The following is an 18,886-nucleotide window of genomic DNA, read 5'->3' on the forward strand; positions in this document are numbered from 1 at the left end:
CCGCCGCGCAGGCCGTATGTTTCATTTCCGCAATAATGTCATTTCCATAAAAAGCCCGGCGCAGGCGTCACATCCCGTCCTTCCTGCCTTTGTCGAAGATGTGCGCCCCACCTGTCGCGCCGCCAACCCCGTGAATAGCGAAAGTTCCCTGCCGTCATGACGTTTTGCCATTCTTTGCGTCGGCCACTGGCCCGAACCGTCGGGTTTGCCTCCATCCTTTGCATGACCGCCTGTTCGGTCAAGCCCCAGCCCATGACCCTGGCGGAGAACGTGTTGCGCGCGCAGGAAGACCGCGCCACCATCGACAAACATTATGTGCCGCTGACGGGTGGGCTGAGCATTTCTGGCGCGATCGCGCGTGCCCTGCGTTATAATTACGATATCGAGGTTTCAAAGCTGGAGGTCACGCAGCAGGAAAAGAACCTTGACCTGACCCTGATGACGATGTTGCCGAACATGTCGGCAGATGCAGGATATTCGCATCGTGGCAACAATAATTCGGCCGAGAGCATCTCCCAGCTGACGGGTGAGCATTACCTTGATTATTCCTATTCCGAAATGCCGACCCACGGGACGGGCGATGCCCAGTTTTCGTGGGATCTGATGGATGCGGGCATCAGCTATTTCATGGCCCGGCAGGAAGCCTATCGCGCCCTGATTGCGGTCGAGCGCCGGCGCAAGGCGATCAATAACCTTGTACGCAACACGTCTGATGTGTACTGGCGCGCCGCGACGGCACAGGAACTGTTGCCAAAGATCGACCCGATGATCAACGAGACGGAGGCGATGCTTCGGGCATCACGCACGTCGGAGGGCGAGCATCTTCAGAATCCTGTGGTCTTGCTGGATTATCAGGCGAACCTGATGCGTACGGCGCGTGAACTGCATCGTCTGCGCAACGACCTGCAATCCGCACAGATCGAGCTGCGTTCGCTCATCAATGTCGCGCAAAATACGCCGCTGAACCTGACCACCCCGGTCGAGACATCGCTGGCAGGTGGGGACATGGACGTGCGCAAGCTGGAGGATATCGGCCTTGTCATGCGTCCCGAACTGCGCATGGAGGCATATCAGCAAAAAATCGACAAGCAGGATGTCTATAAGGAAATCATCCGCGTGCTGCCGGGGATCGGTGGCATTGGCAATCTGAATTTCGATTCCAATTCATTGCTGTATCACAATTACTGGGGGCAGATCGGGGTCCATGCGACCTATAACCTGATGAATCTGGTCCGTGCCCCGGCCGAGTTCTCCAAGGCGCACGGGGCGATCGCGGTGTCACAGCTTCGCCGCCTTGCCCTTTCGGTTTCGACGCTGGCTGAAATCCACCTGAGCGATCAGCAATATATCAACGCACTGGACATGCTGCGCACCGCACGTGATGCGGATGAGGTCGGCCGGCAGATGGAAACGGTGGCGGACCGGGTCGAACGCGCGGGCGCGGAATCACGATCCGACCGCGTGCGCCATCGCCTGTCCGGGGTGCTGGCGGAGGTCGATTGCGCGCGGGCATATGCACTGGCGCATTCATCGCTGGCCAACCTGTATGAATCCGTCGGCATCGACATTGTCCCGGCTAACGCGACGACAGAGGATCTGGCGACGCTTAACAAACAGGTCGATGCCTCGATCAAGGACTGGCTGGCCGGTCGCCTGCCTGAACTGCCGCCGCCTGCCAACCCCGCCCAGATCCCATCCGACCCGCTGCATTTTGGCATGGGGACACGCCCGACAACGATGGAAACCGCCAGAAAGGATGGATTCATAAATTGATCAAAACAGCAATGTCGCTGGGGGTTGCAGGAATGCTGGCCTTCGTCGTTCCCGCCATGGCGGTGGATGCGCCAGCCCCCCAAAATCCGCAGGCGCAGGAACCCCCGAATCAGGGGGTGCAGTTCCAGGCCGTCGCAACCCAGCAGGCGCTTCTTGCCGCGCCGATGGCCGGGATCGTGGATGATCTGCCCCTGCGCGATGGGCAATCCTTTCATAAGGATGACCTGCTGGCGTCATTCGATTGCGGCGTCCAGCGGGCGACGCTCGACCATGCGGTGGCAGAACAGCAGAAGCATGCGGGGCTGGTCACGATCCAGAACCGCTTGCGGCAGTTGAAAAGTTATTCAGAGGCGGACATGCGCACCGCGCAGGCCGAATTGCAGGCGGCCAATGCGGACCGGCGCCTTGCGCAGGCCAATGTCGCGCATTGTACCGTACAGGCCCCGTTTGACGGCGTGGTGTCGGGTGTCAGCGCCCATGCCCATCAGTTCCTTCAGCTTGGTGCGCCCCTCCTTTCCAGCGTCAATCCCGGATCGGTCGAACTGGACATGGTCGCGCCTGAGGCGCTGTTGCCCAAAATCCAGCCGGGGGCCGAATTCTCTGTCATGCTTGCCGGGCATACGCAAAAGGTCCGCGCCAGGGTCATCCGCCTCAGCCCGGTCATTGATCCGGTCAGCCGGACGGTGCGGGTCTATGCCGTGCCGGAAGAAGACGCGGCCGCCTTCCTGCCGGGCATGACGGGGGAGGTGGTCTTCCCGTGAATATGTCTCCCCCCCCTGAGGGGGGCTTTGCGGGGGGGGCGTCGGGCGACAGGCTGGTGGTCGAACGCCTTGCGCGGATGGTCAGCCTGATGGACCGCCTTGCATCCCTGCCGCGTAACGAGGCCGGGTTCGAGGCGGTGCAGGGTGCGCGTGACCTGTTTCGCTGTACGCTGTCCTTTCTTTATCTGGAGGACCCGCCCCGGATCGAATGTGTTTCCGGCGCGGGCCTGCCGGATGCCGACGCCCCCTTGAGCGTATGGATGCGCAAGCTGGTGCGCACGGTGGAACCGCACGAGGAGGCACAGGCATTCGACCGGGCCGACCTGCCCCCGCCGGTGCAGGATTCATGGCCGGCCTCGTGGCCTGATTATGGGCTTTGCGCGCCGTTGCGCATGCCGGGCGGGCGTGTGGGCACATGGGTCGTGATGGGGGAAACCCCATGGAGCCGCGCCGACGCCACCGCATTGGGGTCGATGGCGCATGTTCTGGCGCGCGTGCTCATCACACCCGATACGCCGCGCCCGTCGGTGTGGCGGCGGCTTGATCGCTGGAAATGGTGGGCTGTTGTGGCCTGTGCGCTCTTTTTGCTGCTGCCGGTCCGAAGTTTCGTGGTTGCCCCGGCCGAAGTCGTGCCCGTGGTGCCCATGCCCGTGCGTGCGCCTATTGCTGGCACGGTCGCGAACATGGCGGTCGCGCCCAACATGGCGGTTCATGCGGGCGACGTGGTGACACGGTTTGACCGGGCGGTCCTGCAAAGCGAGCGCGATGCCGCGTCCCATGAACTGGAGGTGGCCCGCACACGCTATAGCGAGGCGCTTCAGGGGGGGATGGACGATGCCAAGGTGCGATCGGAAATCGGCCCGCTACAGGCAAGGGTGGGCGAGCAGGAAGCCGAATTGCGGCGCAGGCAATGGATGCTGGACCATGCCGATGTCCGCTCGCCGGGCGACGGGGTGGTGATTTATGACGATCCGGCGGACTGGATGGGGCGTCCCGTGGAAAAGGGCGAAAAGCTGGCGCTGCTGGCCCAGCCGGAATCGACGCGCATCGCAATCCATGTCCCGGCCGCGGAAATGATCGCGCTGGCGGATGACGCGCCGGTACAGTTTTTTGATGACCTGCGCCCGGACCGCCCGCATCGTGGCCATCTGGTCTTTCGTGGCTATTTCCCGGAAACCTCGGCGCAGGGGGTCGCGTCCGTCCTGCTGCGCGCGGACCTTGATGGTGCGGCGATCCGGCTGGGCACCAAGGGGGAGGCACGGATACTGGGTGGGCGACGGCCACTGGTCCTGTGGCTGTTGCATCGCCCGATCTTCTGGCTGCGCCCGTGGCTGGGGCTGTAGGGAATGACGGACTGGCCACCACTGCGTGATGACCTTGACCTTGTGCGCGGCCCCATGCTGGACGGGTTGCCGACATGGACCCTGCATGATCCGGTCTCCAACCGGTTTTTTCGACTGAGCTGGAAGGAAACGGAAATTCTGGTTCACTGGTCGCTGGGCGATGCGCAGGCGATCGCACACAGCGTATCGGCCGTCATGGGCCGGGTGTGCGCGCCGGGTGAAGTCATGGCCGTGGCGGAATTCTGCCACAGGATGCATCTGGTGGATGCTGTTTCGCCCGCCACCCTGGCGCATGAACGCGCCGCGCAACGGCAGGGAATATGGCAGTGGCTGTTGCATCATTACCTGTTCCTGCGCATTCCGCTGGTCCGTCCCAATGCCCTGCTTTCGGCCATGTTGCCTTGGTGTGGCTGGATGTTTTCGCGCTGGTTCTGGGGCGGGGTCGGTGTGCTGTCGCTGCTTGGGTTCTGGGGGATTGCCCTGCGATGGGAGGAGTATCGCGCGGGACTGCATGGATTGCTGTCGATGCGCGGGCTGGTTTCGGTTGCACTGGCCCTTGGTGCGGCCAAGCTGGTGCATGAGTTCGGGCATGGCATCACGGCCCGGCGCATGGGATGTGACGTGCCCGCGATGGGGGTCGCATTCCTGGTGTTGATGCCGGTTTTCTGGACCGATACCACCGATGCATGGTGGTTGCAGGATGCGCGCGGGCGGGTGGCGATTGATGCGGCGGGGATGCTGTCGGAACTGGTTCTGGCGGCGGTTGCCTCCGTACTGTGGGCGGTCCTGCCTGATGGCGGCGCGCGGCAGGCGGCACTTGTGCTCAGCGGGTCGGTCTGGATCAGCGCCGTGCTGTTGAATCTGTCGCCGCTGATGCGATTTGATGGGTATTACATCGCATCCGACCTGCTGGGTGTGCCCAATCTGCAATCACGGGGCTATGCTCTGGGACGTTGGCAGTTGCGGACATGGCTGTTCGGACATCAGGCGCCCCCGCCCGAACATATGCGCAGGGGCCGGGCCATCGGGGTGCTGTGTTACGCCTTTGCCTCGATGGTCTATCGCTTCTTCCTGTTTCTGGGCATCGCGGTTCTGGTTTATCGTGAGGTGTTCAAGGCGTTGGGCATCGTCCTGTTCGGGATCGAAATCTGGTTTTTTCTGGTCGGGCCGATCCTGCGTGAAATCCGGCAGTGGGGCAGGCTGATGCAGGCGGCATCAAGGTGGCGGCGGGGCGTCGTGCTCGGGGTCATGGTGGTGGGGGTTTTGGTGGCGGTCGTGCCATGGAACCGCACGGTGCGGGTGGACGGTCTGTGGCGCCCGGCAATGCAGGCGCGGCTTAGGACCGCCGAAGCGGGCGCGCTGGTCTGGCTGCTGGCGCCGGGGACAGAGGTGACGCGCGGGCAGGTGGTGGCGCATCTGGTGTCCGAGGACCTGCAGGCCGGTCGCGATGTGGCCCAGGCCCGGCTTCAGACCAGTCTGGCCGAGTTGCGGCGCGCGGGATTCGCGGGCGAGTCCGGCGACCGCGCCATGCTTTCGACAATGGCCGACACGCAGGAGGAGGTTTCGCGGGGACGCCACGACGTGGCCGCAGCCGAAGGGCGCATCGACGCACTGGATATCCGCGCGCCATTCGATGGGGTCGTGGTCGATGTTGACCCGCAGGCGTATCAGGGCGAAGTCTTTCCAAAGCACACGCCGTTGTTCAGCCTTCTTTCACAGGGGCCGGGCGTTGTTGTCGGCTATGTTGGGGAAACCGATATCCGTGGGATTCACGCGGGGACAAAGGGGCGTTTCTGGTCGAAAACGGGTGGTCCGCCCCTTTGCCTGACGGTGGAGCGTGTGTCGGATGCGAATGCGGAGGCCATCGAGGAACTGGAACTGGCGCAGCCATCGGGCGGCCATGTGGCCGTGCATCGTGACCGGCATGACACCTGGCAGGCCGATCTTCCGCTTTATCGTGTTGTGGCCCGCGTGGACGCGCCTGCACCTGCGCCTGCGGCACGGATATTCGGCCTTATGGTGCTGGATGCCCCCTCAAGCAGCTTTGCCCTTCAGGTCTATCGCCGGGCCGCGTCGCTGCTGGTCCGTGAAAGCGGGTTTTAAGGGCAGGGTGTTTGAAAAGTCAGGATCAATAACATCCTGAAATCATAAAAGTTTTTGGTGAAGCTTTTTTCAAAAAGCTTCAGAAGACGCTGTCTTTTTGAAAAACGGCAGCACCCAAAAACTTTTCTTATTTTTTCCCAATGGTTTGTTTTCAAACGATTTCTAAAGAATGGGGAAAGTTTCAGGCGTTGCCCTGTCCCTTGAACAAGCACGGCCTTTGCAAAAAATCCCCAAAAACTTTCATTTCATCGCCGGAATCAGAAGTTGACGCGGACATTCCCGGTCACACCCTGATAGCTGTTGGCAGTGCTGAACATACCGCCATAGGACAGGCCGACCGTAACGCCGGGCGCTGCCTGCATCGCCAGGCCCGCGCGCACGACCACGGAATCCGCCGCCAGCGGCACGCCCCAAACGGCAAAGCCGGTATCGTCGCCATTCCCGGTGGACAGGTCGAGCTTCTGCTTGGGCGTTCTCATGCCCGAGGTGCGACGCCAGCCCAGCGTGCCCTGCGCGCGCACCGCCATGCGTCCGATACGGAAATCCGTAAAGCTGTGGAAACCCACGGTCGTGAACACGCCATCGGTATTGCCCGCATGGCCCGTCAGCGCGGCCTCGCCCCCGCTTTCACGAAAGCCCGAGGTGCGCAGATTGACATAGGCCGCGTTGGCGAATGGTGAAATCACCACTGGCCCCGCATTCAGCCGGTAGCTGAGTTCCCCGAACCCCTGTTCCCCGTTGGCGTCGTAACGGCCGCGCGGGCTGGCGGAAAATCCGGGCGCCATGACGGACCGGCGGGTGGAGATGTCATGATAGGTATAGGTCGCGCCGAGTTTCAGCCCCAGACGCCCCCACTGCCTGCCGCCATATACCCCGGCATAGACATCACTGCTGGAGCCGGAGGACATGCGTTCGCTGACGTCGAAGTTGGAACGGCTGAACCCCGCCATCGCCCCGATGCGCCAGTGTTCGCCCACGCGCGTATCCGCCCCGAACAGGAAACCGCCAATGGATTGCCCCATCCGCGCGGCGTTGCCGTTGCCGTCATAATGGCCCCACCCGCCAAAGGCCCCGCCCCAGAAGGACAGGCGCCGTGGATCGGGGATGCAGTCCCCCGCCGCGCGGTTTCTGGTCTGCTGGCTGATGCGGCGCGGGGCGTTCGGCCCGATGGAACAGAACGCATCGTTAAGGCGGTCGAACGCGGCGTCCCGGCTGAAGCGGCTGTCATCAAGCATCGCCGCCTTGATCGAGGCATGGATTTCGCCCGAACTCTGGTTCAGGGCTTCGCGCACGCCGGTTGCCGTCGCTTCGGACCCGATCGCGGTCGCCAGCGTGGTGGTGCCTGCCTGCGCGGGGACGATGCTGTCCACTGCCTTGGCCACGCCACGTTCGTTGGTGGTCTGTGCCATGTCGCTTGTCGTGGCGTTCTGCACCACGACAAGCTGGACAGTGTTGGCGTTGTCGATTTCCTCCAGGCCATACAGGGCGGTCAGGTCAAATTCGCCCTGGTGCTGGAACAGGGTGCCGCCTGTCGAACTGCCGCTGACGCCGCCACCCGCGCTCAGCACGGTATAGACCGAACCCGGCGTATAGGACCCTGCCACCGTCTTGATCACATCGAGCGTCGCGCCCGATGCGATGGTCGCGGCCCCCGTCACGGCGATCTGGTCCGAACTGTCGGTGCCGGGCGTGACATGGGTGATGTAGGTGGAGCCGCTTTCCTGGTTGTAATTGCCGTTCACGTTCAGCGTGGCCGTGGCGGATGTCGTGCTGGTGGGGGACACCGTGCCCCCCGACCGGATGTCCGCCCCGCCGATCGTGCCGTTACCATTCAGGGTCGCGCCGGCATCGACCGTCACCATGGAATTCGCCAGTGTCGTGCCCGTGGCCGTCAGGGCGCCGCCCTGCACATCGGTTGCGCCGTCAAAGGCCGTGCCATCCCCCGACACCACCAGGGTGCTGTCATCATCCGCCTTGGTCAGTGTGCCGTCGCCGGACAGGGTATTGGTGAACGTGCCGCCATTGGTCAGGGTCAGGTCGCCACCCGATGCGATGGCGACATCCCCTGTGCCAAAGCTGTTGGTATTGCCCTGTAACGTCCCTGCGGAAATGGTTGTCCCACCGGTATAGGTATTGGTTCCGGTCAGGATGGTGGTGCCGGTGCCGATCTGGCTGAGCGTCCCAATGCCTGATACATTGCCGCCAAGGGTGGTTGTGTCGGCGCGGTCAAAGGCGAGCGTCCCCGCATCGGCAACGTCACCGGTGATGGAGCCGGTGGTGCCGCCATCGCCGATCTGCAATGTCCCTGCGGAAATATTCGTGCCACCTGTATAGGTATTGGTTCCGGTCAGGACCGTGGTGCCCGTGCCAATCTGGCTAAGCGCGCCGGTGCCGGAAACCGCACCGCCAAAAGTGGACACATCGGAACGGTCGAAGGCGAGCGTTCCCGCATCGGCAACATCGCTGGTAATGGAGCCGGTGGTGCCGCCATCGCCGACCTGCAACGTCCCTGCGGAAATATTCGTCCCACCGGTATAGGTATTGGTTCCGGTCAGGATTGTGGTTCCGGTTCCGATCTGGCTAAGCGCGCCCGTGCCGGAAACCGTGCCGCCGAAAGTCGACACATCGGAACGGTCAAAGGCGAGCGTTCCCGCATCGGCAACGTCACCGGTGATGGAGCCGGTGGTGCCACCATCGCCGACCTGCAATGTTCCGGCGGTAATATTCGTCCCACCGGTATAGGTGTTGGTTCCGGTCAGGACAGTCGTGCCCGTTCCGATCTGGCTGAGCGCCCCAGTGCCGGAGACGACACCGCCAAAGGTGGACACATCGGAACGGTCAAAGGCGAGTGTTCCCGCATCCGCAACGTCACCGGTGATGGAGCCGGTGGTGCCACCATCGCCGACCTGCAATGTTCCGGCGGTAATATTCGTCCCACCGGTATAGGTGTTGGTTCCGGTCAGGACAGTCGTGCCCGTTCCGATCTGGTTGAGCGCCCCAGTGCCGGAGACGGCACCGCCGAAGGTGGAAACATCCGAACGGTCGAAGGCGAGCGTTCCGGCATCCGCAACATCGCCGGTAATGGAGCCGGTGGTGCCCCCATCGCCGACCTGCAACGTCCCTGCGGTAATATTCGTGCCGCCGGTATAGGTGCTGGCCCCGGTCAGGACCGTGGTTCCGGTCCCGATCTGGTTGAGTGCGCCCGTGCCGGAGACCGCACCGTCAAAGGTGGAGACATCGGAACGGTTAAAGGCAAGTGTCCCCGCATCCGCAACATCGCCGGTAATGGACCCCGTGGTGCCCCCATCGCCGATCTGCAACGTCCCTGCGGAAATATTCGTGCCACCGGTATAGGTGCTGGCCCCGGTCAGGATTGTGGTTCCGGTTCCGATCTGGTTGAGCGCGCCGGTGCCGGAGACGACACCGCCAAAGGTGGACACATCGGAACGATCGAAGGCGAGCGTTCCCGCATCGGCAACATCGCTGGTAATGGAGCCGGTGGTGCCACCATCGCCGACCTGCAACGTTCCTGCGGAAATATTTGTCCCACCTGTATAGGTGCTGGCCCCGGTCAGGATTGTGGTTCCGGTTCCGATCTGGTTGAGCGCGCCGGTGCCGGAGACGACACCGCCAAAGGTGGACACATCGGAACGGTCAAAGGCGAGCGTTCCCGCATCCGCAACGTCACCGGTGATGGACCCCGTGGTGCCCCCATCGCCGACCTGCAGCGTTCCTGCGGTAATATTCGTGCCACCTGTATAGGTGCTGGCCCCGGTCAGGATTGTGGTTCCGGTTCCGATCTGGTTGAGCGCGCCGGTGCCGGAGACGACACCGCCAAAGGTGGACACATCCGAACGATCGAAGGCGAGCGTTCCCGCATCGGCAACGTCACCGGTAATGGAGCCGGTGGTGCCACCATCGCCGATCTGCAATGTCCCTGCGGAAATATTCGTCCCACCGGTATAGGTATTGGTTCCGGTCAGGATTGTGGTTCCGGTTCCGATCTGGCTAAGCGCGCCGGTGCCGGAAACCGCACCGCCAAAAGTGGACACATCCGAACGGTCGAAGGCGAGCGTCCCCGCATCCGCGACATTGCCGGTGATGGATCCCGTGGTGGTGCCATCGCCGATCTGCAACGTTCCGGCCGAAATGGTCGTCCCACCGGTATAGGTGCTGGTTCCGGTCAGGATGGTGGTGCCGGTGCCGATCTGGCTAAGCGCGCCTGTACCGTTGATGTCGCCCAGGAATGTGTTCGTATCGGACCGGTCGAACGCCAGTAATCCGTTATCGACGGTAATGCCGCTGATCCAGCCATTCGTGCCGCCCGTGCCAAGTTGCAGCGTGCCGCCATTGATCGCGACCTGTGCCTGCGTCACGGATGTGTCACCCGCCAGGATCAGCGTGCCGTCATTGACATTGACCGCCAGGTTGGGGCTGAGGTCGGTTAACGGCGCGGTGGCCGAACCCACGGTCCACGTCCCGCCCTGATCCTTGTCCAGTTCGCCAAAGCCACTGACGGTGCCCGACAGCGTATCCGCACCCGTGGCGCCCGTCAGGACAAGCGTCGCCTTTGAACCGCCGCCATCAACATTGCCGTTGACCACCGATCCGTCATCCATGGTCACGACATTGGCTAGATCACCCAGCGTGATGTTGCCGTTGATCGTGGCGCCGCTTTCGTTGGTGAAATGCACGACGCTGGCGTCACTGTTGCCGATGACGCTGCCTGTACCGTCCGGCCCGGCGGTGATCGTGCCATAATTGTCGATGGTGTTGACGTTGTTGGTGCCGACCACCGCGTCGGAACCCTGCAGCCAGATGTCGGCGGCGTTGTTCTTGGTGTCGATCGTGCCGTAATTGGTGATCGTGTTGTCATACCCGGTCGGGTTGATGGCTTCGGAATTGGTCGACCCCGTGGCCTCGACAATGACGGAACCGCCCTTGTTGATCGTCAGGTTCGTGGAACTGCCGAATTCGATGGCGTTGCCGCCAATGCCGTCCGGCCCCTGATTGAGGCCGCCGCTGTCAACCGTGCCGTTGATCGTGATGGTATTGGGGGTGGTCGTCGTGCCGGATGCAAGGCTGATGACCGTGCGGTCATTGCTGACGACGGTGTCGGTGGCGCCCGTCGCGGCCGAACCGATCGTCACGGAATTATACGATGGCGTGCTGTTGCCTTTACCGATCAGGGCGGTGCCGGACGTGGTGGCGGTCGTCGTGTCACCCACTTTACCGCTACAGGTCATGCTTGAAACCGTGGTCGTGCCCACGGTCGTCGTGGTCGGCACGCATTGCGCAAAGCCCCGGGCCGGAACAACGAAAATCAGGCAGCTTGCCGACAGAAGCGAAACCTTGAGACACGCATGATATGTGCCCCACCGGGAATGGAATGCCTGTTTTGTAAGGAAATTAACGGTGCCTGATCGTAACATTTGGCCCTCGGCATGTAATGCGCGGAAAAATGTTGCTTTGAAAACATTTATATATCGGGAATATAATTTCCACGTAGGAGGGTTTTATTTCGAAGTAAAGGAATTTTTCAAATTGAAAAGAATTTTTTCAAATAGATGCGGTGGTGTATCGCAATAAAATTCGGGGTCAAAAAACAATTACAAGATTTATTTCCTATGTGGAGGTGGATATCTCATGAAAAAACCAAGAGAACCTGTGGTCTGGACCCGCGTGGGGAGTCCAGTTTCGGTGTCTGGAAGTGATGGATTTGTTTCCTACTTGTAATTCAGGAATTTCTTCGTGATGGCAGGTGACGACAAAATATCTGTCCGGCATGCGCGAAGGGAGCCGGTGCGGGGCATGTGCTGTCGCCCCCATTCGCGACTCCTTCGGTCGTTTTCAGGAAAGATCGGATGGTGGGTACATCACGCTTATGCCTTCATGGCATCGGGAAAGGGCGAATGCCGGGATTTCCATGCGGGAATCTGAATAACGATACCGCGTCGTTTATTTGCGGGGGGGGTGGTATAGTCCGAGCAAACACTGCGGCCGGGCGTCATTTCACTCTTCCTGAGAGACTGTTTGAAAACAACCCGTTGATAAAAATAGGAAAAGTTTTTGGGCAACGCCTTTCGAAGAGTTTTCAAAAAGCTTTGGGAATGGCGACAGTTTTAAAAAACCATCCGGTCCATTGACGAATTCAGGTTATTGCCGGGCCTTGCTTCTCAAGTAATGTCTTAGCAGGCTGTTTGAAAAGTCAGGATTAATAACGTAATGAAATCATAAAGGTTTTTGGTGAAGCTTTTTCCCAAAAAGCTTCAGAAGACGCTGCCTTTTTGAAAAACGGCAGCACCCAAAAACTTTGTCTTATTTTCTCAACAGGTTGCTTTCAGATCATCCCTTATCAGGGGGAAGGGGACCGGCCCGCGATCTGGTGCTGGTGGCATGGGATGGGTCGATGCCCGGTCATGGTGCCTGTTTTTGTGATGGGGGGAGGGGGCCATAAACGACGAAAGCCGCCTTGCGGCGGCTTTCTCGTGTCCGATTGTTTCCTGTAAGGAAACTGGAGCGGGCGATGGGATTCGAACCCACGACCCCAACCTTGGCAAGGTTGTGCTCTACCCCTGAGCTACGCCCGCGCTCCGTGTCGGTGAAGCGGTGTTTACGCAATAAGCATCTGTGGCGCAAGGGGGAAAATGCAGGGTGGGATGTTTTTTTTGATCTGCCCGGTCTGAGGTTGCGCGACGCCGTGGGAATGACAATCTATCGTTATGAAACGCAGGCCACCGGCCCCGACAGGGGATGCGGTGGCGAAGACACAAAGCCAAGGCAGGATCAAGTTTCCATGGACTATATCATCGGTCAGTCCCCGTCCCCCAACACGCGTCCCGGCGCCCCCGCCGCCACGCCGGGTGCGGCGCCGTCCGCCGGGGCGGCCGTGATTTCGGATGGTGACCAGAACACCTTCATGCGTGACGTGGTCGATGCCAGCCGCACGGTCCCGGTGCTGGTCGATTTCTGGGCCGCGTGGTGCGGGCCGTGCAAACAGCTGACGCCCGTGATCGAAAAGGTGGTGACATCGGCCGGTGGCCGCGTGCGCCTGGTCAAGATTGATGTGGACGCCAATCAGGCGCTGGCGCAGCAGTTGGGCAAAATCGGCCTGCCGTTGCAGTCGATCCCGCTGGTCGCGGCGTTCTGGCAGGGGCAGATCCTTGACCTGTTTCAGGGCGCACAGCCCGAAAGCGAGGTCCGGCGCTTTGTCGAAGGTGTGCTCAAGGCGGCGGGGGGGGGCTTGCCTGCGGCCGACCTGATCGCCCTGGCGCGCAAGGAACTGGACGAAGGGCGGGCGGAGGCCGCGGCCGGCGCCTATTCGCAGGTGCTGGAGATCGAACCCGAAAATCCCGCCGCGTGGGGCGGGCTGGTGCGCGCCCTGATCGTCATGGGGGACGAGGAAGGGGCGGCCGACGCCCTGCGTGACGTGCCCGCGGCCATTGCGGAACATGCGGAGATCAAGGGCGCGCGCGCGGCCCTCGACCTCAAGCGTGAAGGCCGCAAGGCAGCGGAGGAGGCGGAAAGCCTGCGCGCGCGCCTTGTTGCCAACCCCAAAGATTACGAGGCCCGGTTCGCGCTTTCGACCGCGCTGAACGCGGCGGGAAAGAAGGCCGAGGCCGCCGACGAACTGCTGACGATCATGAAGGAAGATCGCGCATGGAAGGATGACGGTGCGCGCCTGCAGCTTATCCGCCTGTTCGAGGCATGGGGCCATGACGATCCCGCGACGGTGGCGGCGCGTCGGCGCATGTCCTCGCTGCTGTTTTCATGACGCCACGCCATGACCGGGTCGGCCATGTGGTCGAACATGACGACATCCCGCGCCGCATCCCGCTGATACAGGACATGACGCTGGCGGATTTTCCGGCGGAAATCGGCCTGTTCCCGTTGAATGAGGCCATGTTGCTGCCGCATGGGAAGCTGCCGCTCAACGTGTTCGAACCGCGTTATGTCGCATTGGTGGAAGATGCGATGCGTGAAGGCCGGATGATCGGCATGATCCAGACGCGCGACTGGCCCGGCATGGGCATGGCGGAACCTATGACGCCCGGTGACGGGGTGTTCGCCGATGGTGACGGCAACGGTGATGGCGGTGGGGCCGGTGGGGCTGGCGGCCTGCCGGGGGGCGCGGATGAAACCCCGCCCCTGTATTCGGTGGGGTGCATCGGGCGCATTACATCCATGACCGAACGCGCGGATGGCACATATGGCATCACGCTGACGGGACTGGCGCGGTTTCGCCTGCTGCGCGAGGCCGGGATGCGCCGGGGATACCGTGTCGCGCGCATCGACGTGTCAGGCTTTGCCGCCGATGTGACCGACCCGGACGAGGACGTCGCCTATGACCGGGAGCGCCTTTTGGAGTCGCTGCGCCGGTTCTGCACGCAGCAGGGGCTGAGCACGCAGTGGGATGCATTGTATGAAATGGACGACGTGACCCTGCTGGTGATGCTGCCGATGATCTGTCCGTTCGCGACGGCGGAAAAACAGGCATTGCTGGAATCCGCGACGCTGGCGGAACGCGCCAATACGTTGCGCACGCTGCTGGACATGGCTGGACATGAGCCGGACGAGGGTGCATCCCCGTCCTGATCCAACATGATTTATGCAGGAGGCCGCCCCGCAATGACCGAAAAGCCTACTTTCCCACCGCTCGATCCCCGTCTTCTGTCGGTGCTGGTGTGCCCTGTGACCAAGGGGCCGCTGGTCTATGACCGCGAGGCCGGCGAACTTATCAGCAAGGGCGCGGGCCTTGCCTTCCCGATTCGTGATGGCATCCCCATCATGCTCCCTGACGAGGCGCGTCGCCTGGCGGACTGATCTGTGGGCTGGCCTTTCGCCATGTGACGCCCTTGGCGCACGGACCAGCCACGGGCGCGGCCCTGACCCAACGTGGCCCTGACCCGACGGGGAGTGCGATCCCTGCCCCCTTAACCCTGTTTATGCCGCAACGGTCTGCAAAAGCCGGATAGCGCCGGTGAAAGTGCGGGGGCCATGCCCCCTGGCGGCATATGCCTGCGCCGTAGAGACTGTTTGAAACGTCAGGCGATATAACATACTGAAATTATAAAAGTTTTTGGTGAAGCTTTTTCCAAAAAGCTTCGAAAGACGCTGCCTTTCTCGATCAAAAGGCAGCACCCAAAACTTTTCTTGTTTTTTATCAATGAGTTGTTTTCAGACAGTCTCTTGGATGTCGGCCGCGACGTCCACCCCGTCGATCAGGCGGACTGAATCCAGCCACGCCGCCGCCAGCAGGCGTGCGGGGGTAGTGGGTGTCTGCGTCATTGGCGCAAGGTCGCGCGCATCGCGCAGTTCGAGGTAGTCGACGGACGCGAACCCCGCTGAAAGCAGCGCGGCATGCGCCTGTCGCAGGGCATCGGCCACATCATGCCCGGCCGCGATCCGTTCGGCGCAGTGTGCCAGAACCTGCGGCAGGGCGCGGGCGCGGGTGCGGGCATCGGGGGACAGGCGGCGGTTGCGCGATGACATGGCCAGGCCGTCTTCCTCGCGCCGGGTGGGGCAGGTGACGATTTCCACCGGCAGGTTCAGGTCCGTCACCATGCGGCGTACCACATGCACCTGCTGGAAATCCTTTTCACCAAAGAACGCACGGTCCGCCAGCGCCTGCATCAGCAGCTTGCACACCACGGTGGCCACCCCGTCGAAATGGCCGGGGCGCGCGCCACCGCACAGCCCTTCGGACACGCCACGCACGGAAATGGTGGTGGCAAAGCCGGGGGGATACATCTGCGCGGCGTCCGGCGCATACAGCACGTCCACCCCCGCCGTGCGCAGCAGTGCGGCGTCGGCCTCCACCGTGCGGGGATAGGCGGCAAGGTCGGACGCATCGTCGAACTGCGTCGGGTTGACGAAAATACTGACCACCACACGGTCGCATGCCGCGCGCGCGGCCCGCACCAGCGACAGGTGCCCGTCATGCAGCGCACCCATCGTTGGCACCATGCCAACGCGCAATCCATCGCGTTTCCATTGCATGACGCGCGTGCGCAGGTCGTGGACGGTGTGGGCGATGGTCATGTGCGCGGTGGTCGTCATGGGGCCGTGTGTCCTGTTACGGGGGTGGGCGACGGGTGGGCGCGCCGGTGGCGTCGCCCATGTGGATCGGTTACGTGTGGATCGGTTATCCGTGCAGCGCGCGCAATATGCAAACGCCACCTGCATGATGGGTCGTGACCGATGGTTCGCTTTTCTGTTATGTTGCCGCCGTGTCCAGCAGGAGGCTTACTTGACCCGCATCGTCCATATCCTTGGCCTGTTCGCCTTCGTGCTTGCGCTTGCCGCATGTGCCTCCACCACGCCGGGAAAGGTGGATAATCGCGCCGACTGGCAACGCTGGGGCTATGCCGAGGGGCTGAAGAAAGTCGCCTCCTACTGATCCTGCGCGCCATGGCGGCCCGTCCGGTGGCAGAGTCGCCATAGCCCGCCCCGCGTTTTCCCATTGCGTGCATGGCCCGTTCCGTGCGCGCCCCTTTGTGTTCTGGAGCCACCGGCGCGCAGCCGGTGAATGGTGCATGACCCTTTCTTCTTCCGATCCTGCCTGGTTCCCGCTGGCGGTGCGCCTTGATGACGTGCCCGTCCTGGTCGTGGGCGGGGGCGAGGTGGCCGTGAACAAGGTGCGCCTGCTGCTGGCGCACCGGGCGCGCATTTCGGTCATCGCGACCCGTCTGGTGGCGGACATGCGCCGGTGGGTGGAAGATGGGGTGTTGACCCATATCGCGCAGGATGCGTCCGATGCGGCCGTGCGCGCGGCCATTCCCGGTTGCCGCCTGGTCTATGTCGCGACCGATGACCGCGCGCTGAATCGCCGGATCGCGGCGATTGCGCATGACCTCAACGTGCTGGCCTGTGCCGTGGATGACCCGCAGCCCTCCTCCTTCATCACACCGGCGCAGGTTCATCGCGGCGTGGTGCGTATCGCCATTTCCACAGGTGGCGCGGCCCCGGTCCTGGCGCGGCGGTTGCGTGAACAGGTGGAGGCGACGATTCCCGACGGTACCGGTGCCTTGGCCGGTTTCATGCAGGCCGAGCGTGAACGTGTCGGCGCGGCCTGTCCCGACATCGTGCGCCGCCGCCGCGTCTGGGAGGCATTTCTGGACGGGCAGGGCGCATCCGCCGCCCGTGCGGGGGATATGGCGCGCGCGCGCGATGTGCTGGACGCGCTGTTGTCGGGGGACGGGCCGGGGGGGGAGGTCTGGCTGGTTGGTGCGGGGCCGGGGGACCCTGACCTGCTGACGCTGCGTGCGCTGCATATGATGCAGAATGCGGATTGCGTGCTGTATGACCAACTGCTTTCCCCCGACCTGCTGGATCGTGTGCGCCGTGATGCGGAACTGGTGTTCGTGGGCAAGCGGCGCAATCGTCATACCATGCCGCAGGAGGAGATTAACGCCGAACTGGTCCGTCGCGCCCGTGCGGGGCAGCGTGTGCTGCGCCTGAAGGGCGGGGACCCGTTCGTGTTCGGCCGCGGGGGGGAGGAGATCGAGGCGCTGTTGCACTCACGCATTCCGTTCCAGGTGGTGCCCGGCATTACGGCGGCCAACGGGTGTGCGGCCTATGCCGGGATTCCGCTGACGCATCGCGACTGTGCGCAGGCCTGCATGTTCGTGACCGGCCATGCCCGCGCCGATGGGGTGCTGGACCTGCCATGGGCCAATATGGCGCGACCGGGACAGACGATCGTGATTTACATGGGGGTTGCGGCCCTGCCGGTGCTGTGTGCCGAACTGGCGCGCCATGGCCTGCCCGATGACTGGCCCGCGGCCATCGTCGAACGCGGCACCCGCCCGGACCAGCGCGTCTTTACCGGCACGTTGGCCGACCTGCCGGGGCTGGCGCGTGAAAATGGGGTCGGCAGCCCGGCGCTGATTATCGTGGGACAGGTGGTACGGCACCGCGTGGTATCGCCGTCCATCGCAGCGCCGTCTATTGCATCGTCATCCATCGCGTCACCACATGACGCATCGCGAACCGACCCGTAAATTTCCGACCGGCGCGCAACAGGGGCCTGCACGCGATGCCTGTAAAGGGCGTGTGCAAACGGCCCGTTGATAAGACAGCATATATCACTGCGGATGTTTCCCGTTGGGCTGTGGCCTTCCCCTGTTTCGGGGGAGTGTTCCCTTGCGGCATGAGAACCTGCGCGCGGTCCTGTCGTTTGTCCTGGCAAGGGGAAATCCGCGCATGGTCACGCCGAAGTGAGGGTATGTGTGATTTTTATATTGAAAATGATAATCATTATCATCTAAGGTCGGCGACATGATAAACCTCTAGGGAGCCGGACTTCGCGTGTCCGGGAATGCCATGTCCAGTTATGCGACCGTTCTGTCCGATCTTCCCTGTGGCGAACGACTGGCGGTATGGACCGTCCGCCGTCTTGTCGGGCCTGTGCATCCGATGCCTTCATGTTCCGGTGCGGCGGGCCTGTCGGTCAATGCGCGTTCGGCGCTTGGGCTGTTCTTGCCATGCAATCGCCGGGAATTCGCCGATGTGGCACAGGCTTTTCACAACGCACTGGCATGGATGGCGCGCCAGCGGCTGCCGCTGCTGGATATCGCGATGGCCGGGGTGATGCATGTAACCGATGTGGAACGCCGCCTGCTGGCGGCCACGGCGGCGGCACAGGCCGGTCATGATGACGAAGCACGCATCGCCCTGCGTGATGTATCCGACCATGACGGGGTGGTGACGCGCCTGATGCCGGCCATCACGCTGCTTGGCGCATGTCTGGCGGGGGCGGGATACTGGCTGGGGGTGCGGGTGGCGCGGCCGATGCTGCATTGCGCGCCGCATTACACATCCGTGGCGGCTGCCCCCGCCATTGGCCATGCCTGAAGGGGACGGAACCTGCGGGTCGTGCCGCACGGATGTGGTGTTACAGGACGC

Annotated in this window: 12 protein-coding genes and 1 tRNA gene; 10 read left to right on the forward strand and 3 right to left on the reverse strand. The window is 62.6% G+C overall.

Going from position 1 to position 18,886, the window contains the following annotated elements; genetic code table 11:
- Positions 1-156: 156 nt before the first annotated feature.
- The 4 genes from FYB92_RS04085 to FYB92_RS04100 are packed head-to-tail and all read left to right on the forward strand — an operon-like array spanning position 157 to position 5,980.
- On the forward strand, positions 157-1,773 hold the full coding sequence (locus FYB92_RS04085) for a TolC family protein (RefSeq protein WP_080937624.1): 1,617 nt from the start codon (positions 157-159) through the stop codon (positions 1,771-1,773).
- Entirely contained in the window at positions 1,770-2,534 is a 765-nt protein-coding gene (locus FYB92_RS04090; RefSeq protein WP_332828216.1) for an efflux RND transporter periplasmic adaptor subunit, read from the forward strand. Before FYB92_RS04085 ends, FYB92_RS04090 begins: the two co-directional genes overlap by 4 nt.
- Entirely contained in the window at positions 2,531-3,877 is a 1,347-nt protein-coding gene (locus tag FYB92_RS04095; protein ID WP_247067118.1) for an HlyD family secretion protein, read from the forward strand. The genes FYB92_RS04090 and FYB92_RS04095 overlap by 4 nt, the downstream gene beginning before the upstream one ends.
- 3 nt (positions 3,878-3,880) lie before the next feature.
- Positions 3,881-5,980 carry an HlyD family efflux transporter periplasmic adaptor subunit gene (locus FYB92_RS04100; protein ID WP_332828217.1) on the forward strand — a complete coding sequence of 700 codons (2,100 nt, stop codon included), beginning with the start codon at positions 3,881-3,883 and terminating at the stop codon, positions 5,978-5,980.
- A 257-nt stretch (positions 5,981-6,237) separates the two neighbouring features.
- Here the strand turns inward: FYB92_RS04100 and FYB92_RS04105 are convergent, their stop codons facing one another.
- The gene (locus FYB92_RS04105) at positions 6,238-11,268 is read right to left on the reverse strand and encodes an autotransporter-associated beta strand repeat-containing protein (RefSeq protein WP_332828218.1); all 5,031 of its coding nucleotides are present in this window, start codon (positions 11,266-11,268) and stop codon (positions 6,238-6,240) included.
- Positions 11,269-12,495: 1,227 nt separating this feature from the next.
- Positions 12,496-12,570: transfer RNA gene (locus FYB92_RS04110), tRNA-Gly, on the reverse strand.
- Positions 12,571-12,776: 206 nt separating this feature from the next.
- Here FYB92_RS04110 and FYB92_RS04115 point away from each other — a divergent pair.
- From FYB92_RS04115 to FYB92_RS04125, 3 genes are read left to right on the forward strand one after another with little or no spacing between them, the layout of a single operon-like run.
- Positions 12,777-13,754, forward strand: a complete 978-nt coding sequence (locus FYB92_RS04115) for a tetratricopeptide repeat protein (protein ID WP_332828219.1) — start codon at positions 12,777-12,779, stop codon at positions 13,752-13,754.
- On the forward strand, positions 13,751-14,575 hold the full coding sequence (locus FYB92_RS04120) for an LON peptidase substrate-binding domain-containing protein (protein WP_003621855.1): 825 nt from the start codon (positions 13,751-13,753) through the stop codon (positions 14,573-14,575). The genes FYB92_RS04115 and FYB92_RS04120 overlap by 4 nt, the downstream gene beginning before the upstream one ends.
- A gap of 33 nt (positions 14,576-14,608) precedes the next feature.
- Entirely contained in the window at positions 14,609-14,803 is a 195-nt protein-coding gene (locus FYB92_RS04125) for a Trm112 family protein (protein ID WP_062809470.1), read from the forward strand.
- 354 nt (positions 14,804-15,157) lie between these two features.
- Here the strand turns inward: FYB92_RS04125 and panC are convergent, their stop codons facing one another.
- On the reverse strand, positions 15,158-16,039 hold the full coding sequence (panC, locus tag FYB92_RS04130) for a pantoate--beta-alanine ligase (protein WP_003621860.1): 882 nt from the start codon (positions 16,037-16,039) through the stop codon (positions 15,158-15,160).
- 190 nt (positions 16,040-16,229) lie between these two features.
- On the opposite strand from panC, the gene FYB92_RS04135 reads away from it, so the two are divergent.
- The 3 genes from FYB92_RS04135 to FYB92_RS04145 all read left to right on the forward strand — a co-directional run bounded on the left by FYB92_RS04135 (position 16,230) and on the right by FYB92_RS04145 (position 18,835).
- The gene (locus FYB92_RS04135; protein WP_167614000.1) at positions 16,230-16,379 is read left to right on the forward strand and encodes a hypothetical protein; all 150 of its coding nucleotides are present in this window, start codon (positions 16,230-16,232) and stop codon (positions 16,377-16,379) included.
- A 136-nt stretch (positions 16,380-16,515) separates the two neighbouring features.
- Entirely contained in the window at positions 16,516-17,982 is a 1,467-nt protein-coding gene (gene cysG, locus FYB92_RS04140) for a siroheme synthase CysG (protein ID WP_003621863.1), read from the forward strand.
- Positions 17,983-18,304: 322 nt separating this feature from the next.
- Positions 18,305-18,835 (forward strand): hypothetical protein, encoded by a 531-nt coding sequence (locus FYB92_RS04145; protein WP_003621865.1) that lies wholly within the window; start codon positions 18,305-18,307, stop codon positions 18,833-18,835.
- Positions 18,836-18,886 lie beyond the last annotated feature (51 nt).

Source organism: Novacetimonas sp. GS1 (assembly GCF_036686925.1).
Classification (GTDB): domain Bacteria; phylum Pseudomonadota; class Alphaproteobacteria; order Acetobacterales; family Acetobacteraceae; genus Novacetimonas; species Novacetimonas hansenii.